Consider the following 23207-nt stretch of genomic DNA (forward strand, 5'->3'; position numbering starts at 1 on the left):
TTTCCGTGCACAGGCAGGAGTGAGCCGTGTTCCCTGGTGGCCAGCCCAACATGCAGCAGCTGCTCAAGCAGGCGCAGAAGATGCAGGAGGAGCTCGGCAAGGCTCAGCGGGAGCTGGCCGAGACGAAGGTGAGTGGTACGGCCGGCGGCGGCCTGGTCGAGGCCACCGTGACGGGTTCCGGTGAACTGGTGGCGCTGACCATCGCCCCGGCGGCGGTCGACCCCGAGGACACCGAGACCCTGGCCGACCTGGTGCTGGCGGCCGTCCGGGATGCCAACGCGGCGGCCCAGAAGCTCCAGGCGGACCGGATGGGCCCGCTGACCCAGGGCCTCGGCGGCGGTATCCCCGGTCTGCCGTTCTGAGAAGGCGGGCCTCCGTTCTGAGAAGGCGGGCCTCGGACCTGACGGCAGGGCTCGGGGTCTGACAGGCAAATCCCGGGGCCGGTCACCGGCCGCCTCGGGCCGTCGCGCGGCCCAGGTGGCTGACAGGTAGCAGAAGCGCAGCCACGCTGTGTGATTTATGGGTAAGTCGGGCGTCGGACGGTGTGTCCGGCGCCCGATTCGTTGGATGATGGCACCGCGAGCGCGCGTACGAGCAGGCGTGGAAGCAGGCGCTGCAGCGCGCGCGGAAGCGAAGACGAGAGCACGCGACGGCACGAGGGAAGGCGCGAAGTTGTACGAGGGCGTGGTTCAGGACCTGATCGACGAGCTGGGCAGGCTGCCCGGTGTCGGGCCCAAGAGCGCGCAGCGGATCGCCTTCCACGTCCTGCAGGCCGACCCGGCGGATGTCCGCCGCCTGGCGCACGCGCTGCTGGAGGTCAAGGAGAAGGTCCGGTTCTGCGTGGTCTGCGGCAACGTCGCGGAGTCCGAGCAGTGCCGGGTCTGCCTGGACCCGCGGCGCGACCTGGCGGTGATCTGCGTGGTCGAGGAGCCCAAGGACGTCGTCGCGATCGAGCGCACCCGGGAGTTCCGCGGCCGCTACCACGTGCTGGGCGGCGCGATCAGCCCGATCGAGGGTGTCGGTCCGGACGACCTGCGGATCCGCGAGCTGCTCGGGCGGCTCGCCGACGGCACGGTCACCGAGCTGATCCTGGCGACCGACCCCAATCTGGAGGGGGAGGCAACCGCCACCTATCTGGCCCGGCTCTGCAAGCCGATGGGTCTGAAGGTCACCCGGCTGGCGAGCGGCCTGCCCGTCGGCGGGGACTTGGAGTACGCCGACGAGGTCACCCTCGGCCGGGCCTTCGAAGGGAGACGACTGCTCGATGTCTGACCACACCCGCGCCCAAGCGCACTCGCACCTCCGGCACCCGCACACCAAGGCCGAGGCACCGGACGACTTCGCGGTGCAGATCGCGGACTCCATCGAGAGTTTCGTGCTCGCGGTGACCGAGGTCGCCAAGGGGGACGAACCCGGCAGCGCGATCTCGCTGCTGCTGCTGGAGGTCTCCCAGCTGCTGCTGGCGGGCGGGAGGCTCGGGGCGATCGAGGACGTCCTTCCGGAGGACCGGTTCGAGCCGGACACCGGCCCCGAGCCGGACGGGGTGGAGCTGCGCGAGCGGCTGGCCGAGCTGCTGGCGCCGATCGACGTGTACCACGAGGTCTTCGACCCGTACGGTCCGCCCGCGCGTCCGAACGCCTTCCGGATCTCGGACGACCTGGCCGGTGTGGTGAGCGAGCTGCAGCACGGTCTGACCCACTACCGCGAGGGCCGGGTCAGCGAGGCGCTGTGGTGGTGGCAGTTCTCGTACCTGTCCAACTGGGGTTCGACCTGCTCGGCGGTGCTGCGGGCGCTGCAGTCGCTGATCGCGCACGTGCGGCTGGACAGCCCGATCGGCGCGGCCGTGGAGGGTGCGGACACCGACGACGACGGGCTGACGGACGAGCAGTTGGAACAGCAAGCCGGCGACCTCATGGCGGCCGAGCTGGGTATGTGAGCCGTGCCCCGCAGCCCGGCGGGTGCGGGCGGCGGGGCACGCGGAAAGTGTGACGAAGAATTCATCAATCGGCCGGCCGGAAAAATTCCGAGCCCTTCGGCGGCGGCCCCGGCAATTCTTGTCGGCCACCGGTGGTGGGTCCGGAGACCTGACGAAAGCCGCTGACCACCAGTCGATATACGCGTCTCAGCATATGGAGCACGGCTGAGGTGCCGAAAGCGCTGGATAGACTGGCTCGGACCGCAGAAGGGGCCACCCAAGTCCCCCTGAACGACACAAGTCGAGGAGCGCACGTGGGCCTTGTCGTGCAGAAGTACGGCGGCTCATCCGTTGCGGATGCCGAGGGCATCAAGCGCGTAGCCCGCCGAATCGTCGACACCAGGAAGGCCGGCCATGAGGTCGTCGTCGTGGTGTCCGCGATGGGCGACACGACGGACGAGCTCATCGAACTCGCGGAACAGGTAACCCCGATTCCGTCCGGCCGCGAGTTCGACATGCTGCTGACCGCAGGAGAGCGGATCTCCATGGCGCTGCTGGCCATGGCGATCAAAACGCTGGGTTTCGACGCCCAGTCCTTCACGGGTAGCCAGGCCGGCGTCATCACGGACGCGACGCACAACAAGGCGCGCATCATCGACGTCACGCCGGGCCGGATCCGCAACGCCCTTGACGAGGGCAACATCGCGATCGTGGCCGGTTTCCAGGGTGTCTCCCAGGTCAGCAAGGACATCACCACGCTCGGCCGGGGCGGCTCGGACACCACGGCGGTCGCCCTCGCGGCGGCGCTGGAGGCCGAGGTCTGCGAGATCTACACCGACGTGGACGGCGTCTTCACCGCGGACCCGCGGGTGGTGAAGAAGGCCCGCAAGATCGACTGGATCGGGTTCGAGGACATGCTGGAGCTGGCGTCTTCCGGCTCCAAGGTTCTGCTGGACCGGTGTGTCGAGTACGCCCGGCGCTATAACATCCCGATTCACGTACGCTCGTCCTTCTCGGGGCTTCCCGGGACGATTGTGAGTGGGGCCAACCCGATCAAGCCCGAAGGGGGCGAAATGGAGCAGGCGATCATCTCCGGAGTCGCCCACGACACGTCCGAGGCCAAGGTCACGGTCGTCGGCGTACCCGACAAGCCGGGCGAGGCGGCCCGCATCTTCCGCGCCATCGCGGATGCCGAGGTCAACATCGACATGGTGGTGCAGAACGTCTCCGCCGCGTCCACCGGCCTCACCGACATCTCCTTCACCTGCCCGAAGACCGAGGGTCAGAAGGCGATCGACGCACTCAACCGGGTCCGCGAGGGCATCGGCTTCGAGTCGCTCCGCTACGACGACGCGATCGGCAAGATCTCGCTGGTCGGCGCGGGCATGCGTTCCAACCCCGGCGTCACGGCGACCTTCTTCGAGGCGCTCTCCGAGGCGGGCGTCAACATCGAGCTGATCTCCACCTCCGAGATCCGCATCTCGGTGGTCACCCGTGCCGACGATGTGAACGAGGCCGTCCGGGCCGTGCACACCGCCTTCGGTCTGGACAGCACCACCGACGAGGCCGTCGTCTACGGCGGCACCGGCCGATGAGCCGTAAGCCCAACCTCGCGGTCGTCGGCGCCACCGGCGCCGTAGGGACCGTGATGTTGGGCCTCCTCTCCTCGCGGGAGGACGTCTGGGGCGAGATCCGGCTGATCGCGTCGCCGCGGTCGGCCGGGCGCCGGCTGACCGTGCGCGGCGAGGAGGTCGAGGTCGTCGCGCTCAGCGAGGAGGCGTTCGACGGCATCGACGTGGCGATGTTCGACGCCCCCGACGAGGTCTCCGCCCAGTGGGCGCCGATCGCGGCGGCCAAGGGCGTCGTGGTGGTGGACAACTCCGGCGCGTTCCGGATGGACCCGGACGTGCCGCTGGTCGTCCCCGAGGTGAACGCGCCGGCGGCCAGGTTCCGCCCGCGCGGCATCATCGCGAACCCGAACTGCACCACGCTCACCATGATGTGCGGCCTGGCCGCGCTGCACGCCGAGTACGGGCTGCGGGAGCTGGTGGTGGCCTCGTACCAGGCCGCTTCCGGTGCCGGGCAGTCGGGCGTGGACGCACTGCGCGACCAGCTCAAGCAGGTCGCGGGCACCGGTGTCGGCGAGCAGACCTGCGACCTGCGTGCCGTGATCACCGACAACGGGCCGTTCCCGGCGCCGCTGGCGCTGAACGCGGTGCCGTGGGCGGGCTCGGCGGCCGCGGACGGCTGGTCCTCCGAGGAGCTCAAGGTCCGCAACGAGTCCCGCAAGATCCTCGGCCTGCCGGACCTCAAGGTCTCCGCGACCTGCGTCCGGATCCCGGTGATCACCGCGCACTCGCTGGCCGTGCACGCGGTCTTCGAGCGGGAGGTCAGCCAGGAGCACGCACAGGACATCCTGCGGGAGGCACCGGGCGTCGTGCTCTACGACAACCCGGCGGCCGGGGAGTTCCCCACCCCGAACGACGTGGTCGGTACCGACCCCACCTGGGTCGGACGTGTTCGCCGATCGCTGGACGACCCCAATGCGCTGGACCTCTTCCTCTGCGGGGACAACCTGCGCAAGGGCGCCGCGCTGAACACCGCTCAGATCGCGGAGCTGGTCGCGGCGGAGCTCGGCGGCTGAGGCGGCGCAGCGCATCGCCTTGAGGCGCCGTGGCCGAGGCGCCGACCGGTGTTCTGCCGGCGGGCGGGAACTGCCGTTCCGTCGAGGAACTGTCGTCCGGAAGTGGACGGTCCGGATCCCCCTCCAGGGCGTTGGAGGGGGATTCTGCGTATGCGGGAGAATGTGCCTTCGGCCGGGCAACCATGACGGGGGAGCGAGTGTCCAACAGGCGTGGCGAACGTAGTGGGGGCGGTCTCCGTGGTGCCCATGGCACCCGTGATGGTGGTGCCCATGGCACCCGTAATGGTGGTGCCGGCGGCGCCCGTGGTGTCCGGGGTGCCCGTGCTGCCGGCGGTGGCGCTGCCGTCCCGAGCAGGGCTGTTGGCCGATAGCCGGATGGGCGCGGCCGCAGAGGACGCGGCGGGAGCCAGCGTCGACCACCTCACCGAGACGTACCAGGCGCACTACCGTTCCCTGTTGCGCCTGGCCGCCCTGCTCCTGGACGACCTCTCGACCTGCGAGGACGTCGTCCAGGAGGCGTTCATCCGGGTGCACGCCGCCCGCCGCCGGGTCCGCGAACCCGAGAAGACCCTCGCCTACCTCCGGCAGACCGTCGTCAACCTCTCCCGCTCGACGCTGCGTCGGCGCATCCTCGGCCTGCGGCTGCTGCCCAAGCCGATGCCTGACATGGCCAGTGCAGAAGAGGGTGCCTACGATGCGCTGGAGCGCGACCAGTTGAAGACCGCACTGCGAGGGTTGCAACGCCGCCAGCGGGAGGTGCTCGTCCTGCGCTACTACGCGGACATGACGGAGGCACAGGTAGCCGACGTGCTGGGGATCTCCCTCGGCTCGGTGAAGGCGTACGGATCGCGCGGCCTGGCGGCCCTGCGAGTCCTGATGGAGGCCGAGGATGACTGACGAGAGGACGCCCGGCGAGGGGATGACCGGCGACGGGCCGGCCGACGAAGGCGCGGTCCGCAGTGCAGTGGCCGACGGGGGTGCGATCGGCAGCGAGCGGGAGCCGCGGCGAACGGCAGCCGCTGACCGGCAGTCAGGCGGTTCGAGCCGCGCCGTTGGTGCCGGGAGTCCGGGACTGGGCACCGCCGTCCGGGCCGAAGAGGCCGAACCGGCCGATGAGGTGATGGAGCGACGGCTCCGGGAGATGCTCCACCAGTCCGTCACCGAGGTGCAGCCCGACCCGGCCGCGCTGTTGCGGATCAGGCAGGCCGTTCCGCGGCGTCGTGCCCGGCAGCGCAACCTCTGGACCGGTGCGGTTGCCGTCGTGCTGCTCGTCGCCGCCGCCGTACCGACCATCAAGGGCGTCCAGCACCTCGACCTCTCCGACGGCGCGGCCACCGGTCACGCCGTCGCGGACTCCGACCGCCAGAGCCAGGTCCCGCCGTCCGAGGACGGCGGGGCGGGCCGCTCGCACCTGCCCAGGCCGGCCGGTTCGGCCGACCGGTCGGGCACCGCCGCGCCCGGCAGCGACGCCAGCTCCGCTGCCGCCAGCCCTTCTCCCGGGGCCGACGGCAGCCCGGCCGGGAACACACCGGTGCCCGACTGCGTACGGGCCGACCTCGGTGACGGCAGCTCCCATCTGTCCACCGCGGACGGCAGCGGCAAGGTGTACGGCTGGTTCACCGTGTTCAACACCTCCGGGCGCAGCTGTGAGCTGACCGGTCCGGGGACGGTCGCGGTCAGCTCGGCGGACGGCGGCCCGGCGCCGAAGGTCAGGGTGCTGGACCACCAGGCCGGCGACCCGGCGATCGGCCTGCCCGACCCGGGCCCGGCGACCGGGCTCCTGGTGCTGCCGCCGAAGGGCGGGTACCAGATCCGGTTCGGCTGGGTGCCGGACCTGCAGTGTCCGAAAGCCGGCGGGGGCCCGGCCAGCCCCGTCGCACCGGCCCCGCAGGCGGCGCCCTCGGTCGCGGCCGCGCCGGGCGCCGAGGCCTCGCCCCAGGCCACGGCCTCGCCCAGCGCCGCCCCGAGCCCCAGCAGCTCCCCGCCGCCCAGCACGCCGTCGAGCATCACGCTGGCGCACACGCCGGAGTCCGGCGGCCCGGCCGCCGCGACCACCCAGGTCAGCGCGGCCTGCACCGGGACGCTGTACCGCACCGCACCCGAGGCCGTTCCGGCGGCGGGTGCGCAGCCGCCGTCCGACAGCCCGACCTCGGGCTCGGCCGGGCAGTAGCGGGCAGTAGCGGGCAGTCGCGGGCCTCGAGCGGAGCGGTACGGCGCTGCGGGGGCCGCGGCCGGGCCGGCCCGGCCACGGCCCCGGGGGACCGGACGGGTGTGAGGAATGGTTACCGTGGTGGGCGTGTACCGGTTTCTCCTGACTTCGCGCTGGCTGGGCGGCACAGTCCTGGCCCTGGTCGCCATCGCGGTCTGCCTCTGGCTCGGCTCCTGGCAGCTCGGGCGCTTCGAGGACCGGGTCTCCACCCACAAGGACGGCGGCAACTCGGCGAAGGCGCCGCAGGCGGCCGCCCCGCTGTCCTCCGTACTGAACGGCGGGACGGCCGAGGTCGGCACCGACACGGTCGGCCGCGAGGTCACCGTCACCGGCAGCTACGACCCGGCGCACCAGCTGTTGGTTCCCAACCGCACGGTGGACGGCAGGAACGGCTTCTACGTGCTCACCCCGCTGCGCACCGCCGACGGGCCGGCCGTGGCCGTCGTGCGCGGCTGGGTACCCGGTGCGCCGGACGGCTCCGGTACGGGCACGGCGAGCAGTGCGGTCCCGGTGCCCGCCGCACCGGCCGGACAGGTGACCGTGACCGGCCGGCTGCAGGCTCCGGAGAACAGCGGCAGCGGCGGTGCGGTGGCCGGCGGACTGCCGGCCGGCCAGCTGGGCACGATCAGCCCGGCGACCCTGGTCAACGTGCTGCCGTACCGCTCCTACGACGGCTGGGTGGCCGCCGACGCGGCGCCGGGCGGGCTCACCGCCGTGCCGACCGTCCAGCCGCAGGGCGGGGACGGGCTGAGCCTGCGGGCCTTCCAGAACCTCGGCTACACGCTGGAGTGGTTCGTCTTCGCGGGGTTCGTCGTCTTCATGTGGTTCCGCCTGGTCCGGCGGGAGGCGGAGCTGCTCCAGGACCGGGCGCTCGGCCTCGACCCGGCCCTGGACTGAGGCGGGCCCGGGGGCTCACTGCCGCCCCCCGGGGAGCGGACTGGGCTCCCCGGGGGCTGAGCGGCTGTCGGGCCCGGCGGTCACCCCTCGCGGGCGGGCAGGTGCCGCAGCGCGAAGTCGATCTCCAGTCGGAGCTGCTTGATCCGCTCGTCGACCACCAGCGAGCCGTGGCCGGCGTCGTAGCGGTAGACCTCGTGCACCTTGCCGAGCTGCTCCAGCCGCTCGACGTAGTTCTCGATCTGGCGGATCGGGCAGCGCGGGTCGTTGACCCCGGCGCTGATGTACACCGGTGCCTTGACCTGCTCGACGTACGTCAGCGGGGAGGAGGCGTGCCAGCGGTCCGGGACCTCCTCCGGGGTGCCGCCGAAGAGCGTCCGGTCCAGCGACTTGAGCGCCTCCATCTCGTCGGCGTACGCGGTGAGGTAGTCGGCGACCGGGACGGCGGCCAGGCCGAGCGTCCAGCTGTCCGGCTGGGTGCCGAGGCCGAGCAGGGTCAGGTAGCCGCCCCAGGAGCCGCCGGAGAGCACCAGCCTCGACGGGTCGGCGAGGCCGGAGGCCACCGCCCAGTCGCGGACGGCGCCGATGTCCTCCAACTCGATCAGGCCGATCCGCTCGCTCAGCGCGTCCGTCCAGGCCTGGCCGTAGCCGGTGGAGCCGCGGTAGTTGACCCGGACCACCGCGAAGCCGTGGTCCAGCCAGGCGGCGGGACCGGCGGCGAAGGAGTCGCTGTCGTGGTGGGTCGGGCCGCCGTGGATCTCGAAGACGGTCGGGAAGGGGCCCTGGCCGTTCGGCCGCTGGACCAGCGCGTGCACCCGGCCGCCGGGGCCCTCCACCCACGCGTCCTCGACCGGGACGGACCCGGGCGGCACCGGCCCGGCGGCGCGCAGCACCACCGTGCCGGCGGTGGACCGCACCGCGGGGGGCTCGGCGGCGCAGGACCAGAGGAACTCGACCGTCCCGTCCGGGCGGGCGGTCGCACCCGCGACCGTGCCGCGCGGGGTGTCCAGGCGGACCAGCTCACCCCGCTCCAGGTCGTACGAGAACAGTTCGCTGCGGGCCTCGTACTCGTGCTCCACCAGCAGCGCCCGCGCACCCGGCCGCCACTGTGCGGAGAGGTCGCCGGGGAACTCGCGGCCCTGCTCGTCGCGGAGCGCCAGCTCGGTCTCCGCGCCGGTGGCGACGTCCCAGAGCATCGGCTCCCAGCGGCCCCTGCGCTGGTGGGCGACGAGCAGCCGGGTGTCGCCGTCGGCCGGGGCGAAGCCCAGGCAGGTGACACCGCAAGGGTTCCGGCGGCCGGTCACCTCGTCCAGCTCGGCGACGGTGGAGCCGTCCGAGACCCGGACCACCCGGAGCGCCGAGTGCATCGCGTCACCGTGCTCGGTGTGCTCGATGGCCAGCAGCGCGGAGTCGTACGAGAGGTCGCCGACGCTGCCGTACTCGGGGTGCTGGTACAGCCTCTCGACCTCGGTGCCGCCGGGGCGGCGCAGGTAGACGGCGGTGCCGTCGTCGTCCGTGGAGGTGCCGACCACCACGGCGCCGTCGCGGCCGATCGCGAGGCCCGCCGAGTACGCGGCGGGCACGCCGGGAACGGCCTCCTCGTCGGTGCCCCGGGCCCGCCCGGCGCCGTCCGCGCCTTGCGTGCCGTCGCTCCCGGTGGCGGCGGTCGCCGGGCCGGTCGGGAAGGGCCGGCGGCGCCAGACGCCGAACTCGTCACCGTCGGTGTCGTCGAACCACCAGATCCACTCGCCGTCCGGGCTCAGCTCGGCGTCCGTGGTCCCGTTCGGGCGGTCGGTGACCTGCCGGTGCTGGTCGGTCGACCGGTCCCAGGCGTAGACCTCGTAGGTGCCGGTGGCGTTGGACACGTACAGCGCCCGCTCGGGGGCGTCCTCGGCCCAGTCCGGCAGCGTTACCCGCGCCGCCCGGAACCGCTGCTCCCACGCAGGTGCTGCGCTCTGCTGCTCACTCATTCCCCCATCCAACCCGATGTCGGGCGCCGAGCGGAATGCCGTGGGAACCGGGCCGGAGCCCGGCACGCCGCCCGGCGCCGCCGTCCCCGGGTCGCCGCCGGCCGAGGAGCCCGGCGAGCGCCCGGTGGGACGGCGGCGAGGGACGCGGGCGCAGGGCAGGGGCGGGACGGGGACCGGGGTCAGGCGGCCGGAACCTTGTCGAGGAAGCCGAGCACCGCGCTGATCCGGCCGTCCTCGTCCACGGTGACGACGTCGAAGCCGACCACCAGCGCCTCGGCGCCGGCCGGACCGAGGTCCCAGGTGAACCGGGCCAGGTGGTGGTGGGCGTCCACCGGGCCGAGGGTGAAGACCAGGCCGGGGAACTGGGCCTGGGCCGCGCCGATGGTCGCGTCGATCGCGTCCCGCCCCCGGACGTCCACCAGCGGGTCGGTGTAGCCGCCGTCCTCGGCCCACAGCTCGTCGATCAGCTTGCGGCGGGCGGCCTGGTCGGTCTCGTTCCAGACGGCGATGTAGCGCTCGGCCACCTGCTGGAGGTCGGTCATCTTCCTGCTCCTTCGGCTCGTTCGGTGATCTCTTCCGAGGCGCCTGCCGGGGTGTTCCCGACGCTGCGTTCCTCCGATGGCATGAAGGTACGGCGGGGCGGGGTGACGGCGAATCAGTCACGGATAGGTCATCGCGGCGACCGGTATCCGCACCGGCGTAGGTAGGGTGCAAGCCATGCTGTTCGGGAGGGCGGAGGAGCAGGCGGCCATCGGCCGGCTGCTCGACGGGGCGAGGGCGGGCCGCAGCGGGGTCCTGGTGCTGCGGGGCGAACCGGGCATCGGGAAGAGCGCGTTGCTGGACCACGCGGAGCGCGTGGCGCTGGCGGGATCGGGCCCGGGGCCCGGCGGGGCGGACGGAGGCGCGGCAGGCGCCACCGGGCCGGGTGTGCCCGGCCCCGGGGAGGCCGGGGAAGGGGCGGCCGGACCGGACCCTTGGTACGAGGACGAGTTCGGGGCCGGCGGCCCGGGGCCGGCGAACGGGCAGCCGCCCTTCCGGGTGGTCCGGGCCACCGGAGTCGAGTACGAGGCGGAGCTGCCGTTCGCCGGGCTCAGCCTGCTGCTGGCCCCGGGGCTCGACCGGCTGGCCGCGCTGCCCGCCCCGCAACGGCGGGCGCTGGAAGCGGCGTTCGGGCTGACCGACCGACCGGCGGGCCCCTCGGGAGCCTCGTCCGGGCCGGCCGCCCCGGCGGCCGACCGGCTGCTCGCCGGGCTCGCCACCCTCGCCCTGCTGGCCGAACTCGCCGCCAGTGGGCCGCTGTTGTGCCTGGTGGACGACGCCCAGTGGCTCGACCGGGCCTCGGCGGAGGCGCTGCTGCTGGCCGCCCGGCGCCTCGGCAACGAGGGCGTGGTGCTGCTCTTCGCCGCCCGTGACGGTGAAGGCTCCTTTCCCGCACCGGGGTTGCCGGAACTCCCGTTGGCGGCACTGTCCCCGGCCGCCGCGTCCGCACTGCTCGCCGCGCTGCCGCCAGGCCGGGACCTGGACAGAGGGAGCGTGGACGCCCAGGACACCGCCAGGATCGCCGCCGTCCACCGGCGGGTCCTCGCCGAGGCGCGGGGGAATCCGCTGGCGCTCACCGAACTGCCCGCCGCGCTCGCCGCCGAGCAGTCCAGCGCCGTCGGCGCGGTCCCGCTCACGAGCCGCCTGCAACTCGCCTTCCACGGCCAGGTGTCCAGGCTTCCGGCCGCCACCCAGACCCTGCTGCTGGTCGCCGCCGCGGAGGAGACCGGGGACCTGCGGGTCGTACTGTCCGCCGCGGCGGCGCTCGGTGCAGGCCCCGAGAGCCTGCCGCCGGCGGAGCGGCCGGGGCTGCTCAGGCTGTCGGCCGACGAGCGGTTGGTGTTCCGGCACCCGCTGATCCGCGCCGCGATCATGCAACGAGCCCCGCTGACCCAGCGGTTGGCCGCGCACCGGGCCATCGGCGAGGCGCTGGACGAGGGCGACCGCCGTACCTGGCACCTCGCCCTCGCCGCGACCGGCCCCGACGCCGGCCTCGCCGACGCGTTGGAGCGTACGGCCCTGCGAGCCGGAGCCCGGGGCGGTCCCAGCGGCGCGGCCTCGGCGTACGAGCGGGCCGCCCGGTTGACCCCGGACCGGTTCACCGCTGTCCGGCGGCTGGTGCTGGCCGCCGAATCCGCCACCGACGCCGGCGAGTTGGACCGGGCGGCGGCACTGGCCGAGCGCGCACTGGCCCGTACGGACGGCCTGCCCCACCTCGACGGACGGGGGCGGCCGCTCGCGGTGGCGCTGCTGGAGCACATCAGGGCGACCGCGCAGTTCTGGCGCGGCGCCTACCCGGCCGCGTACGAGCTCCTGATGGCGGCCGCGACGTCCGAGATCGAGGCCACGCACACCGCCCGGATGCTGTTCCAGGCGTTCCACGCGGCCTGGTACCTGGGGGAGGAGCAACTGGCCGCCGTACTGGACCGGTTGGCCGCGCTGGAGCTGCCGATCGGGGATCCGGCCGAGCCGCCGGCCCGGTATCTGCTCGCCGCCGCGCTGCCGGTGGTCGGCGGCCTCGCGCCGGAACTGCCGCCGGTGGACGAGACGGTGGCGGCGGCCCGGCGGGCGGGCGCGGACGCCGTCAGGGACCTGGTGCAGGTCTGCGGGGCCACCCTGATCCTCGGACGGGACGAGGAGACCTACCGGCTCGCCGCCGCTCTGGTGGCCGAGGCCCGGGCCGAGGGCGCGGTCGGGCAGCTGCCGACCCTGCTGTACTTCCTCGCCGAGGCCGAACTCTTCCACGGACGCCACCGCGACGCCGAGGTCACCGCGACCGAGGGCCTGGCGCTGGCGGCAGACACCGGGCAGCGCCAGTGGGTGAGCCAGCTGAGGAGCCTGCTCGCCTACCTGGCGGCGCTCGCCGGTGCCGACGGCCCCTGCACGGAGCTGGCCGCGGCGGCGCTGGACGGGCCGGGCTCCGCACCGGCGGCCGGGTACCCGTGGGCGCAGTGGGCGTCGGGGCTGCTCGACCTCGGGCAGGGGCGGGCGGGGCTGGCCGCCGACCGGCTGGAACGATTGGCCGGCGGCCGGTTCCGGCACCATGTCTCCGCCACCCGCGCGGTGCCCGATCTCGTGGAGGCGGTGGTCCGGCTGGGCGAGCCGGAGCGCGCGGCCGAGCCGTACGAGCGCTTCGCGCGGTGGGCCGCGGTCACCGGCCGTCCCTGGGCGCAGGCGCTGGTGCTGCGCTGCCAGGCGCTGCTCGCGCCCCCCGAGTTGGCGGAGTCGGCGTACCGGTCCGCGCTCGAACTGCACCAGCGGGACCACCGCCCCTTCGAACAGGCGCGGACCGCGCTGCTCTTCGGTGAGTGGCTGCGCCGGGAGCGGCGCCGGACCGAGGCCCGCTCCTGGCTCACCACCGCGCTGGAGTCCTTCGAACAGCTCGGCGCCGCCCCCTGGGCGGACCGGGCCCGCGCCGAGCTGACCGCCACCGGTTCCACCGCCCCCGCGGGGCAGGCGGCCGGTCCGCTCGCCGCCCTCACCCCGCAGGAGCTGCAGATCGTCCGGCTGGCGGCGCAGGGCCTCACCAACCGGGACATAGCCGCGCAGCTGTTCCTCAGCCCGCGTACGGTCGGCCACCACCTCTACAAGGCCTACCCGAAGCTGGGGGTCGCCTCGCGTGCCGAACTCAGCGATCTGGACGGTGTGCTGACGGGGACGTGAGGCGGTCGGAACGGTCGTCGAGCGCGGCGTCCAGCACGGTCTGCAGGGAGCGTTCGAGTTCCGCCGCGCGCCCGGGGCCGGCCGCGATGGCCGCGTAGTGCCAGCCGGCGTCGGGGGAGACGGACTCGACGGACAGCACCACGCCCTCACCCCGCTCGTGGGAGTAGGTGAGGCCACAGTCCCGCAGCAGTGCCTGGACGGCCGCCAGATCGGTGGGGTGCGGGCCGGGCCTGGTGTCGGTCAGCCAGGCGAGCTCGGAGCGGCCGCTCACCGAGGCCAGCCGTTGCACCATGGCCTGCCGCGCCGTGGTGGCGGTACGGCGGACGTTGCTCTCCACCGCGTACACCGCCGAGTCCTCGGCCACCCCGGCGTCGACGCTGAACCTGCCCCGGTAGTCGCGGTCCGCCAGGTAGCCGCCGAGGGCCATCCCGGCCCGCTCCAGTTCCCGGCGAACTCCGCCGGCCCGCGCGCCGCAGCCCGCGGCGCCGGAGTCCGCAGCGTCGTCGACGGTGCCTTCGCGGCCGGGCCCCGGCTCGGTCAGCGGCGAGGCGAATCCGTGGTAGCTGCAGTCCCGGGTGCGCATCTCGCCGGTGTAGACGACGGCCGGGCCGGTGGGACCCACCTCCATCTGCACGCTGACGTCGCGGACGAAGGGGACGTACTCCTCGACCACCCACCCCTCGGCCCGCCGCTCTCCGGGCGGGTGACGGCGAGCCAGGCGTGGGAGGTCCGCGCGGGTGAGGATCCGCAGGCCGTCTCCGCCAGCCGCCCTGGCGGGCTTCACCAACACGCGGGGGTACCGGTCGAGCAGCTCGCGCACGCCGGCGACGACCTCGGACCAGTCGCGGCAGGAGCGGCCCGCCGGCACCCGGATACCCAGGCTCCGCGCGGCCTGACGGAAGCCGCTCTTGGTGTTGAGCCGGTCCACCGCCTCGAGCGCGCTCTCCGGCACCGCCTCCGCGGCCTCGCCCCCCGGGACGGCGCCGCGGGCCCGGCGACGGTACCCGTCCCCGTACCCGGACACCGGCAGGCCGAGCTCGGCGGCGAGCCGGACCGTCGACCGGTCCAGCACGATGGGCAGCAGTTCGATGCCGGGCCGCTCCGCGACCAGGGCGCGCAGCCGGCCGCTCAGCCCCGGGGTGCGGTCGATGGCCTCGGCGAGCGGCAGCGTCGGATCGGCGTCGGTGCTGATCACGGTCACCGATTCGGGTGTCATGCCGAGCAGGCCGCAGGCGTACCGCCGGAAGTCCCGGCTCACCGGGAACTGCGTCACCAGGACGTCCCCGGGACGCGTCAGCCAGACCTTCCGGGAGGACTGCGCCATCCCGTGCAGGTTCAGGTCGGCCGCCTGGCGGCCGCAGACCACGTCGGAGACGAAGTTCGCGAACAGCAGCAGCGGCCCGCGGCCCCGGCCTCCTCCTCCGGGAGCCCCGCCGCCCCGGTTCTCCTCGCCCGTGCCCCCGCCGCCACCGGTCGTGCCGTCCCCGCCGTCGCCACCTGCCCTGTCGCGCATGCGCGCAGCCAAGCACGGCGGACGGCCGCCACCCGGTCGGCCACCCGGCGGCGCGGGGGACGTCACCCTTTCGTACCCGCCCGCCGCGCCGGTCGTCCGGGCTGCGGACAGTCTGGGGCCGATGATGCGTGACACCCCGTCCGACAGCGCCCTCACCGCCGTGAACGGCTGGCTCAGCGATCCCGAGCCCGAGCTGTTCCCGTTCGACGCCGTCCTGCGCGAGATCCAGACCACGGGAAAGCACTTCCTCCCGGGGCCGCTGGCCACCGCGCTGGAGGGCGCCCGCGCGCTCTGCCGAAGCGGCGCGGTGCCCGGCGACGCGTGCGGGGGGTCCGTGTTGCGGGCCTTCCTGGACTGTGCGCTCGACAAGCATGACGGCCGCTACAGCTACCGCAGTTACCTCTGCCTGCCCCTGCTGGAGGACCTGGTCCGCGGACCCCGGCCGCGGGTCGCCGGCACCGAACTGGTCGGCCTGCTCGTCGCCGACGCACTGCGGTACGAACTGGCCGCGGACCGCGACCCTCCGGCCACCCTGCCGCAGGGCCGCCCGGACGCCACGGTCCGGCACAAGCGGCTGCGGTACGGCCTGCGGCTGTTGAGCGGCTACGCGCCGGCCGGGAGCGAGAAGGCGGACGTCGACCGGCTCAGCCACGCCCGGGGGTCGGAGCTGCCGGAGCTGGAGAAGGTGCTCGACTCGATGGCACCGCAGGTGGATCCGGTGGTCGGCCGGCGGATCGCGCTCAGCATGCAGCCGGTCTACCTGCTGCACGACGAGTACCTCTTCCTCCGGGTCCTGCAGAGCTACGAGACGGTGTTCACCGCTCTGGTGGGCTGCGCCCGCCAGGCCCGCGACCTGCTCGGCCGGGGGCGGCCCGGCGGTGCGGTGGCGGCGCTGACCGAGGCCGCCGGGCAACTGGACCGGGCGAGCCTGCTGTTCAGCCTGCTGGCCACGATGGACATCGGCGGGTTCCGGCGGTTCAGGCAGTACACCGAGGGATCGAGTGCCATCCAGTCCGAGCAGTACAAGCGGTTCGAGTGGCTCTGCGGCAGCCCGCGCGAGGAGCGCCGGCTCTCGCCCGCGTTCGGCAGCGTGCCGTCGGTGGCCGAGCAGGCCGCCGCCGACCCCGGCAGCATCTCGCTGGCCTATCTCGCGGTCCGCGAGTCGAAGTCCTTCACCGCGGAGCAGTGGTCCGCCCTCGATGCCGCACTGGCCCGGCTGGAGCACAGCCACCAGCACTGGAAGGCGACGCACCACTCGCTCGCCGCCAGGATGATCGGCGACGCCGCCGGCTCGGGCTACACGGCGGGGGTCCCGTACCTGGACGACTGCCTCGGCAACCGGCTGTTCTGGCGCCTGGGCGAGCGGTACCTGCCCGTGTCCCGGGAGCCGGCCCGCCGCCCTTAGGCCCGGGCAGGGCGGGAGCGGTGCGCAGGGGGTGGTGGCCGCCCGGCGGTAGCGGGAAGCTGAAGACATGGCGTCCGCGCACCCGAGAAGGTGAACACGATGACGTTTCTCCAGCTCATCGAGTACGAGACCACGCAGAAGGCCCGGGTCGACGATCTGATGGACGAGTGGCTCAAGGCCACCGAGGGCAAGCGCACCGCGACCCACGAGATGCTCGGCCAGGACCGGGACAAGCCGTCGCACTTCGTCAACATCGTCGAGTTCCCCAGCTACGAGAGGGCCATGGCCAACAGCGCCCTGCCGGAGACCCAGCACATCGCCGAGGAGATGCGCGGGCTCTGCGACGGCGAGCCGCGCTTCGTCAACCTGGACATCGTCCGGGACGAGAAGTGGTAGGAGGCGAGTGGCAACTCGGTTCGCCGACGGCTCCCGCCGCCGCGCGGGCCGCACAGTGGTGACGGAGTCGCCCTTCACCGCCGCGTTCGTGCCTGTCGGACCCAGCCGCCGGACAGGCCCTCGCCGCCGGAACCGGTAGCCGCCGGTTCCGGCGCCGGCTCTACCACCGGCTCCGTGGGCAGCGCCCGCAGCCGGACCACCAGGGAGAGGACCAGCCGATCACCGCCGCCTGCGGACCCTCGCCACCGCCCTGCGGGAGCGCTGCGCGGCCCCGGCCCAGGCACTCTCCCGCGAACTCCCGGACTGGACCCTCGGCCGGCTACCCGCCGGCGGCCTCCACCTCTGGCTCCGGCTGCCGCCGGGCCTGCCCGACTCCGTCGTCGCCGAGCTCGCCCGGGCCCACGGCGTGTCCCTCGACACGGGGACCCGCTACTTCCCGGCCGAGCCGCCGGCCGGCCACCTCCGGCTCGGCTTCGCGGCCGCCGCGGACCCTGCCGAACTGGCCGGCCGCCCGGCGCCTCGGCGCGGCCGTCCGCGCCGCCGGCTGATCTCCGGGGCGCCGGCTACGAGGCCGGTGCCCCGGCGGCGGGCCGCAGCGAGCTGAACCAGCGGACGATCTCGGCCGTGGCGACCACGTTGGACCCGAGGTGGGTGGAGTTCTGGTAGGGGGCGGCGGGCAGGTCGGTGACGGTGACCGGCACACCGGCGGAGTGGAAGGCCGCGGCGCAGTGGTCGGTGTTGGCGGCGACGGCCTCGCTGTCGGAGCGGGTGGCGAACAGGCGCACGGGGGCGTGCGTCGACCAGCCGGAGCACACGCCGTCGGCGGTCCGGAGGGCCGCGAGGAGCCGGCCGTCCGGGTGGCGCAGCAAGTTCAGACCCCGCGGGGTGAGGAGCGCGTCGAGGGTGTCGGGGGTGCCCGCCATGAGCTGCTCACCGGTGTGGTTCCCGTCGAGGAGCCGCTCGATCGAGTCGGCGTACGGCGGGCGGAACACCTCGGAGGGCGAGGCGTAGAGGTGGTGCAGCCGGTTCCAGGACACCAGCAGGTACGCCGTGTACAGCACACCCATCTTCGCGGTGATCCGGCCGCCGGTCAGCGCTGGCAGCTCGACCTCCCGCAGGGCGTACGCGCCGCTGACCGGGGCGACGGCGCCGAGGCGGAACCGCGGATCGGCGCCCCGGTCCAGCGCCTTGGCCAGTCCCAGTGCGGCGGAGGCGCCCTGGGAGAAGCCGGTGACCAGCACCTCGCGGTCCAGCGTCCGCCGGGAGCGGCCGCCGGCGTCGGTGCGGGCGCCGCGCACGAAGTCGCTCGCGGCGCGGAGCATGTCCAGCGAGGCCGTGGTCTCCGAGGGCAGGTCCATGTAGGGGTGGAACCCCGGCCCGGTGCCCAGCCCCAGGTAGTCGGGCGCCACCGCGGCGAACCCGGCCGCGCCGTAGCTGAGTTCGGGCGAGGTGGCGAAGTCGTGCTGCTGCTTCGACGGCGCGTCGCCCCGGTAGCTGGTGGTGCCGTGCTCGAAGACCACGGTGCGCAGGGTGCGCGCTCCGCCGTGCGGCAGGACGAGCAGCCCGCTCGCGGTCGTCGGACGGCCCTGCGGGTCGACCGTCCGGTACACCAGCCGGTAGGTGTCCACCCCGTACCGGGCCAAGGCGCCGGAGAACCCGGTGCCGGTCAGCTCGGCGGCGGTCTCCCGCGCCGTCAGGGACCGCAGGTGGCTGTGGGACACCAGCTGCCCCCGGTGGTGGGCGGCCAGGCGGGTCGGGGTGCCCTCGGGAGCGGCCGCCGCCGAGCTGGCGCCGGCGGCGAAGGCCCCGGTGGCGAGAGCGGAGGCGGCCGTCAGGGCCACCAACTTGCCCGGGCCGTAACGACGTTGACATGTGCGAGTGGCCTCTTCCGCGAGCGGCGAGTTCATGGCAACCACGGTAGGAGCCCGGCGTCCTGAGGTCGCCCCGGGCAGCCACCGTCATGGGGTGGGGTTATCCCGAAGAGCGGCGGTGGTACCACAAGCGCGTGTGCGGCGGCCGCTGCCGGACGGCGCACTCCCGTCTCGTCAGCAGCCGCGGCCCCGGCCGCAGTTGCCGGGCGCCCGAGGTCGACGGTCTTAACCCAGGCTTCCCCTTGGTTTCCCCCGGGCGCCGTGGGATGTTGTCGAACGCTTGATGACACTGTCCCCGCAGCACCAGCACCTCGGACGACCCTGGAGGGCCGGCCCACATGACCGAGATCAACCGTCGACGTTTCCTGCAGCTGGCGGGCGGCACCGCCGCGATGTCCGCGCTGTCGAGCACCATCGCCCGCGCCGCCGAGATACCGGCGAACCGTCGGACCGGCACCCTGAAGGACGTCGAGCACATCGTCGTCCTGATGCAGGAGAATCGTTCCTTCGACCACTACTTCGGCACCCTGCGCGGTGTGCGCGGCTTCGGTGACCCGCACCCGGTCAACCTGCCGAACGGCAAGGCGGTCTGGTACCAGTCGGACGGCACCAAGGACGTGCTGCCGTTCCGGCCGGAGGCCGACAACCTCGGCCTCCAGTTCCTCCAGGACCTGCCGCACGACTGGGAGAGCGGCCACGTCGCCTGGAACCAGGGCCGGTACGACAAGTGGGTCCCGGCCAAGGGCACCACCACCATGGCCTACCTGACCCGGGAGGACATCCCCTTCCACTACGCCCTGGCCGACGCGTTCACCATCTGCGACGCCTACCACTGCTCGCTGCTCGGCCCCACCGACCCGAACCGCTACTACATGTGGACGGGCTACGTCGGCAACGACGGCAAGGGCGGCGGCCCGGTCATCACCAACGCCGAGGCCGGCTACAACTGGACCACCTACCCCGAGCGGCTGGAGCAGGCCGGGGTCTCCTGGAAGATCTACCAGGACATCGGCGACGGCCTGGACGCGGCCGGCAGCTGGGGCTGGCTCAACGACGCCTACCGCGGCAACTACGGCGACAACGCCCTTCTCTACTTCGACAACTACCGCAACGCCAAGCCCGGCGACCCGCTCTACGACAAGGCCCGCACCGGCACCGACGCCAGGAAGGGCGAGGGCTACTTCGACCAGCTCAAGGCCGACGTGCTGGCGGGCAGGCTTCCGCAGGTCTCCTGGATCGTCGCCCCCGAGGCGTTCACCGAGCACCCCAACTGGCCGGTCAACTACGGCGCCTGGTACATCGCCCAGGTGCTGGACGCGCTCACCGCCGACCCCGACGTGTGGGCCAAGACCGCGCTGCTGATCACCTACGACGAGAACGACGGCTTCTTCGACCACGTCGTCCCGCCGTTCCCGGCCGCCTCCCCGGCGCAGGGGCAGAGCACCGCCGACACCACCACCGAGATCTACCACGCGACCGACGGTGCGCTGATGACCGGCCCGTACGGCCTGGGCCAGCGAGTGCCGATGCTGGTCGTCTCGCCCTGGAGCAAGGGCGGCTTCGTCTGCTCGCAGACCTTCGACCACACCTCGATCATCCAGTTCATCGAGCGGCGCTTCGGCGTGCACGAGCCGAACATCTCGCCCTGGCGCCGGGCCGTCTGCGGCGACCTGACCGCGGCCTTCGACTTCTCCCACGGTGACGCCCGGGTACCGGAACTGCCGGACACCGGCGGTTACCTCCCGCCGGACCGTGGCCGCCACCCGGACTACGTCCCGACCCCGCCGGCCCACCCCGCGCTGCCCAAGCAGGAGCGCGGACTGCGCCCGGCCCGCCCGCTGCCGTACGACCTCACCGCCGACGCCGTCGTCCGGCCAGGCCGGCTGTCCGTCGAGTTCGCCAGCCACGGCGCCGCCGGGGCGACCTTCCACGTGACCTCGGTGACCGACGGCAACGGCCCCTGGACGTACACCGTCGAGGCCGGCCGGGGGCTCGTCGGCGACTGGGACGTCAAGGGTGCCTACGACTACTCGGTGCACGGGCCGAACGGCTTCCTGCGCCAGTTCAAGGGCCAGGCCGGCAGCGCGGGCGTGGAACTGACCACCCGGCGCGGCGGGGACGGCCAGCTCCAGCTGGTGCTCACCAACAACGGCCCGGCGACGGTACGGATCACCGTCACGGACGCCTACGGCAGCGACCGCCGGTCCGAGCACCGGCTCCGCCCGGGCGCGCACACGGTGCACACCGCCAACTCCAGCCGCGGTCACGGCTGGTACGACCTCACGGTCCACTCCGACCAGGACGTGACCTTCCTGCGCCGGCTGGCCGGACACCTCGAGAACGGGCGGCCCAGCACCAGCGACCCGGCGATCGTCGCCGACTGACCGGCGCTCTCGGGCCGTCGTCGGATGCCGCAGCCCGGTCGGGCGGTCGAGCGGCTTCGGACGCCGGTAGGACGCGGGCGGTGCGGTGGCCCCGGAGCGTCCGAGCGCTCCGGGGCCACCGGCCTCCGGTCCGGCCGGACCGGAGGCCGCGGCGCCTGCCGGCCTCGCGACTACCGCCTGCGCAGCAACAGGTGGCCCCGGCGGTAGCGCTCCTCCTCGCGCGGCTCGCGCAGCATCCGGCCGACCTCGGCGAAGCCGGCCGCGCGGGCCAGCTCGGCGAGACCGTCGACCGGCCACCGGTAGGCCGGTGCCACCTTGTGGTCGAACTCCACCACCGGCTCGCCCTCGGATTCGAAGAAGGCGAGGAGAAGATGACCGCCCGGCGCCAGCACCCGGCTGAACTCGGCGAAGTACGGGGGAAGTTCCCGCGGCGGCGTGTGGATCACCGAGTACCAGGACACGATGCCGCCCAGCTCGCCGTCGGCCACCTCGAGGGCGTCCATCGAGCCGACCTCGAAGCGCAGGTCGGGGTAGGCCCCGCGGGCAAGGTCGATCATCACCGGCGACAGGTCGACGCCGAAGACGTCCAGCCCCAGGTCTCGCAGATGTGCCGTCACGACACCGGGACCGCAGCCGAGTTCGGCCACCCGGCCGGCATCGGAGGTGTTCACGAGCTCGGCGAACGCGGCGAGGATCGAGCGGTCCAGCGGGAGCGGGTCGAGCCCGTTCCGGACGAAGTCGGCGTAGCGAACGGCGACGGCGTCGTAGGCGTCCGCCGTCGCGGTCAGGTGGGGGGAGGGTTCAGCCATGGGGAACCACCCTAGATGACCGTCAACCCGCGGTGAGAGGTCCCCGGTCGGACGCCGGCCCGACCCTCCGTCACCCTCCTTTCGGCAGGCATCTCCGACCCGCCGCCGGATCGATCCCGGAAACATGTTCAGCGGGCATCGGTGTGCTCCCTTCCAAGGACCCGCACGGACACAACTCCCTTCACCCTCGCGTCGCCCCTGCGGCCCCGCAAGAAGGGGAGCCTTCCACTGGCCGATCGCGGGGCACCGGGCCGCGTACGAGCCGTGACGCCGCCGCGGGCCGAACGGGCCCTAGGTGGACCGGGACCGGCCACGCGTCTTCTTCCGCTGCTCCTCGCCCGGCCCGCCGTCTGCCTGCGGCGCCCTCAGCGAGAACCAGCCGACCTTGGTTCCGAACAGCCAGGTCACCCCCAGATACAGGTCCGGGCCCACCTGGCGGATCTCGTCACGCACGCCGCCCACGACGAGGGACGTCCTGGAGTAGTCGATGACGATGCACTCCTCGCCGTCCAGCAGACTCGGTCCCGGAGCCACCGTGGCGAGGACCGCCAGCACGTCCAGCGCGGACAGCCGATTGCTCAGGTAGCCCGCGTCGCGGTCGAAGACCTTGCCCCGCCACACGCCCAGACGGATCAATGCGGCGATCGGCCGGGTCAGGGCCGTGCCCGCGCCGATGATGGCGGTGCCTTCCATCGGGCCGTCGGGGATGTCACCAGGCATGCTCACCCGGAAGAGTTCTTCCAGTCGCTCGTCCTCGGCGCTGAGCAGATCATCCTCACTGACTGTCACGATCATCCTCCGGGCGGTCGCCCTGGTCGCTCGCAGCCCGGCGTCGTCGCACCGACCGGTCTCCCCCGGCCGTTCCTTCATCAGGCCAGTGCGGTGTCCGACTCCGAGGCCGCGCATCGCAACAGGACCGCGGTATCGGGTCGACTCAACGATGGAGGCTGTCGGCGCGGACCACCTCCGCTGTTGGCGCAAACGGCTGACAGCCGCCGCGGAAGCCGGACTCCGAGGTCGCCGGTGAGAGCCACACGCCGGCCGCGCGGTGAGTCGGGGCCGCCCTCGTGCGCCATGCCTCGCGGCAGGTCGCGAGGCGCCTTCTGGTGGCAACGACAATGATGCAAGCCTAGTTTGGGGCCTGTGCCGAAGTACCGAGTGCGGCGCCCACACGACCGCGTCGCGCCCCATGGTGATATGACCCGAAACCGATATCCGCTCGCGCCCAGCGGCGCCGACGTTCACGCCTTCCGCACTGACGTTCGCCCGCAGCGCGACCGAGTCCATCACGGGGGTCGGAGCGACCTGTACGGCGCACCGAGGCATCGGTGTCCGCCGGGCCGGTCCACTCACTCCGGAGAGCACATGAACCGGTCAACGCCCTGCCCTTGCTGAGGATCAGGGCGCTGACCGGTACCACCGGGCCGGGGCAGCGGGATTTCCGGTATGCGATGCGAGCCGCACTTCCACCTGGCTGGACTCCCCGTGTCATACC

General features: G+C 73.4%; 18 protein-coding genes. 12 read left to right on the top strand and 6 right to left on the bottom strand.

Annotated elements, in window-relative coordinates; translation table 11 throughout:
• Positions 1 to 50: 50 nt before the first annotated feature.
• The 8 genes from ABD369_RS14970 (at position 51) to ABD369_RS15005 (ending at position 7665) form a co-directional block, all read left to right on the top strand.
• Positions 51 to 362: a YbaB/EbfC family nucleoid-associated protein gene (locus ABD369_RS14970; protein WP_425557625.1), complete on the top strand. Its 312-nt coding sequence runs from the start codon at positions 51 to 53 to the stop codon at positions 360 to 362.
• A 310-nt stretch (positions 363 to 672) separates the two neighbouring features.
• Positions 673 to 1272, top strand: coding sequence for a recombination mediator RecR (gene recR, locus ABD369_RS14975; protein ID WP_344636868.1), 600 nt, complete (start codon positions 673 to 675; stop codon positions 1270 to 1272).
• Positions 1265 to 1936, top strand: coding sequence for a DUF5063 domain-containing protein (locus tag ABD369_RS14980; protein WP_344636869.1), 672 nt, complete (start codon positions 1265 to 1267; stop codon positions 1934 to 1936). Before recR ends, ABD369_RS14980 begins: the two co-directional genes overlap by 8 nt.
• 293 nt (positions 1937 to 2229) lie before the next feature.
• Positions 2230 to 3510, top strand: a complete 1281-nt coding sequence (locus ABD369_RS14985) for an aspartate kinase (protein WP_344636937.1) — start codon at positions 2230 to 2232, stop codon at positions 3508 to 3510.
• Positions 3507 to 4559 carry an aspartate-semialdehyde dehydrogenase gene (locus ABD369_RS14990; RefSeq protein WP_344636870.1) on the top strand — a complete coding sequence of 351 codons (1053 nt, stop codon included), beginning with the start codon at positions 3507 to 3509 and terminating at the stop codon, positions 4557 to 4559. Before ABD369_RS14985 ends, ABD369_RS14990 begins: the two co-directional genes overlap by 4 nt.
• 270 nt (positions 4560 to 4829) lie before the next feature.
• Entirely contained in the window at positions 4830 to 5456 is a 627-nt protein-coding gene (locus tag ABD369_RS14995; RefSeq protein WP_344636871.1) for a SigE family RNA polymerase sigma factor, read from the top strand.
• Complete coding sequence (locus ABD369_RS15000) at positions 5449 to 6729, top strand: hypothetical protein (RefSeq protein WP_344636872.1); 1281 nt, start codon at positions 5449 to 5451, stop codon at positions 6727 to 6729. Before ABD369_RS14995 ends, ABD369_RS15000 begins: the two co-directional genes overlap by 8 nt.
• A 126-nt stretch (positions 6730 to 6855) precedes the next feature.
• Positions 6856 to 7665 (top strand): SURF1 family protein, encoded by an 810-nt coding sequence (locus tag ABD369_RS15005; protein ID WP_344636873.1) that lies wholly within the window; start codon positions 6856 to 6858, stop codon positions 7663 to 7665.
• Positions 7666 to 7745: 80 nt separating this feature from the next.
• On the opposite strand, the gene ABD369_RS15010 is transcribed toward ABD369_RS15005, so the two are convergent.
• Both ABD369_RS15010 and ABD369_RS15015 read right to left on the bottom strand, forming a co-directional pair.
• Entirely contained in the window at positions 7746 to 9632 is a 1887-nt protein-coding gene (locus ABD369_RS15010; RefSeq protein ID WP_344636874.1) for a S9 family peptidase, read from the bottom strand.
• 179 nt (positions 9633 to 9811) lie between these two features.
• A complete protein-coding gene (locus ABD369_RS15015; protein WP_344636875.1) occupies positions 9812 to 10174 on the bottom strand; it encodes a nuclear transport factor 2 family protein in 363 nt (120 codons plus the stop codon).
• A 175-nt stretch (positions 10175 to 10349) separates the two neighbouring features.
• Here ABD369_RS15015 and ABD369_RS15020 point away from each other — a divergent pair, with 175 nt between their 5' ends.
• Positions 10350 to 13334: a helix-turn-helix transcriptional regulator gene (locus ABD369_RS15020; protein WP_344636876.1), complete on the top strand. Its 2985-nt coding sequence runs from the start codon at positions 10350 to 10352 to the stop codon at positions 13332 to 13334.
• Here ABD369_RS15020 and ABD369_RS15025 read toward each other — a convergent pair.
• The gene (locus ABD369_RS15025) at positions 13300 to 14847 is read right to left on the bottom strand and encodes a preATP grasp domain-containing protein (RefSeq protein WP_344636877.1); all 1548 of its coding nucleotides are present in this window, start codon (positions 14845 to 14847) and stop codon (positions 13300 to 13302) included. The genes ABD369_RS15020 and ABD369_RS15025 overlap by 35 nt on opposite strands.
• A gap of 121 nt (positions 14848 to 14968) precedes the next feature.
• Here ABD369_RS15025 and ABD369_RS15030 point away from each other — a divergent pair, with 121 nt between their 5' ends.
• Both ABD369_RS15030 and ABD369_RS15035 read left to right on the top strand, forming a co-directional pair.
• A complete protein-coding gene (locus ABD369_RS15030; protein WP_344636878.1) occupies positions 14969 to 16252 on the top strand; it encodes a tryptophan 2,3-dioxygenase in 1284 nt (427 codons plus the stop codon).
• Between the two features lie 99 nt (positions 16253 to 16351).
• Positions 16352 to 16648: a DUF1330 domain-containing protein gene (locus ABD369_RS15035; protein WP_344636879.1), complete on the top strand. Its 297-nt coding sequence runs from the start codon at positions 16352 to 16354 to the stop codon at positions 16646 to 16648.
• 563 nt (positions 16649 to 17211) lie between these two features.
• Here ABD369_RS15035 and ABD369_RS15040 read toward each other — a convergent pair.
• Positions 17212 to 18555, bottom strand: coding sequence for an alpha/beta hydrolase family protein (locus ABD369_RS15040; protein ID WP_344636880.1), 1344 nt, complete (start codon positions 18553 to 18555; stop codon positions 17212 to 17214).
• Positions 18556 to 18857: 302 nt separating this feature from the next.
• Between ABD369_RS15040 and ABD369_RS15045 the strand changes: the two genes are divergently transcribed.
• Positions 18858 to 20903, top strand: coding sequence for a phosphocholine-specific phospholipase C (locus tag ABD369_RS15045; protein ID WP_344636881.1), 2046 nt, complete (start codon positions 18858 to 18860; stop codon positions 20901 to 20903).
• Positions 20904 to 21073: 170 nt separating this feature from the next.
• On the opposite strand, the gene ABD369_RS15050 is transcribed toward ABD369_RS15045, so the two are convergent.
• Both ABD369_RS15050 and ABD369_RS15055 read right to left on the bottom strand, forming a co-directional pair.
• Positions 21074 to 21712 (bottom strand): class I SAM-dependent DNA methyltransferase, encoded by a 639-nt coding sequence (locus tag ABD369_RS15050; RefSeq protein ID WP_344636882.1) that lies wholly within the window; start codon positions 21710 to 21712, stop codon positions 21074 to 21076.
• A gap of 291 nt (positions 21713 to 22003) precedes the next feature.
• Positions 22004 to 22501 carry a hypothetical protein gene (locus ABD369_RS15055; RefSeq protein WP_344636883.1) on the bottom strand — a complete coding sequence of 166 codons (498 nt, stop codon included), beginning with the start codon at positions 22499 to 22501 and terminating at the stop codon, positions 22004 to 22006.
• Positions 22502 to 23207 lie beyond the last annotated feature (706 nt).

The sequence above is a fragment of the Kitasatospora cystarginea genome (assembly GCF_039533515.1).
Classification (GTDB): Bacteria; Actinomycetota; Actinomycetes; order Streptomycetales; family Streptomycetaceae; genus Kitasatospora; species Kitasatospora cystarginea.

What these genes read in the sequence shown, in the direction of transcription:
- ABD369_RS14970 (WP_425557625.1), top strand. Translation starts at nt 51, where the DNA reads ATGCAGCAGCTGCTCAAGCAGGCGCAGAAGATGCAGGAGGAGCTCGGC.
- ABD369_RS14980 (WP_344636869.1), top strand. Translation starts at nt 1,265, where the DNA reads ATGTCTGACCACACCCGCGCCCAAGCGCACTCGCACCTCCGGCACCCG.
- ABD369_RS14990 (WP_344636870.1), top strand. Translation starts at nt 3,507, where the DNA reads ATGAGCCGTAAGCCCAACCTCGCGGTCGTCGGCGCCACCGGCGCCGTA.
- ABD369_RS14995 (WP_344636871.1), top strand. Translation starts at nt 4,830, where the DNA reads ATGGCACCCGTAATGGTGGTGCCGGCGGCGCCCGTGGTGTCCGGGGTG.
- ABD369_RS15000 (WP_344636872.1), top strand. Translation starts at nt 5,449, where the DNA reads ATGACTGACGAGAGGACGCCCGGCGAGGGGATGACCGGCGACGGGCCG.
- ABD369_RS15010 (WP_344636874.1), bottom strand. Translation starts at nt 9,632, where the DNA reads ATGAGTGAGCAGCAGAGCGCAGCACCTGCGTGGGAGCAGCGGTTCCGG.
- ABD369_RS15015 (WP_344636875.1), bottom strand. Translation starts at nt 10,174, where the DNA reads ATGACCGACCTCCAGCAGGTGGCCGAGCGCTACATCGCCGTCTGGAAC.
- ABD369_RS15020 (WP_344636876.1), top strand. Translation starts at nt 10,350, where the DNA reads ATGCTGTTCGGGAGGGCGGAGGAGCAGGCGGCCATCGGCCGGCTGCTC.
- ABD369_RS15025 (WP_344636877.1), bottom strand. Translation starts at nt 14,847, where the DNA reads ATGCGCGACAGGGCAGGTGGCGACGGCGGGGACGGCACGACCGGTGGC.
- ABD369_RS15030 (WP_344636878.1), top strand. Translation starts at nt 14,969, where the DNA reads ATGATGCGTGACACCCCGTCCGACAGCGCCCTCACCGCCGTGAACGGC.
- ABD369_RS15035 (WP_344636879.1), top strand. Translation starts at nt 16,352, where the DNA reads ATGACGTTTCTCCAGCTCATCGAGTACGAGACCACGCAGAAGGCCCGG.
- ABD369_RS15040 (WP_344636880.1), bottom strand. Translation starts at nt 18,555, where the DNA reads ATGAACTCGCCGCTCGCGGAAGAGGCCACTCGCACATGTCAACGTCGT.
- ABD369_RS15045 (WP_344636881.1), top strand. Translation starts at nt 18,858, where the DNA reads ATGACCGAGATCAACCGTCGACGTTTCCTGCAGCTGGCGGGCGGCACC.
- ABD369_RS15050 (WP_344636882.1), bottom strand. Translation starts at nt 21,712, where the DNA reads ATGGCTGAACCCTCCCCCCACCTGACCGCGACGGCGGACGCCTACGAC.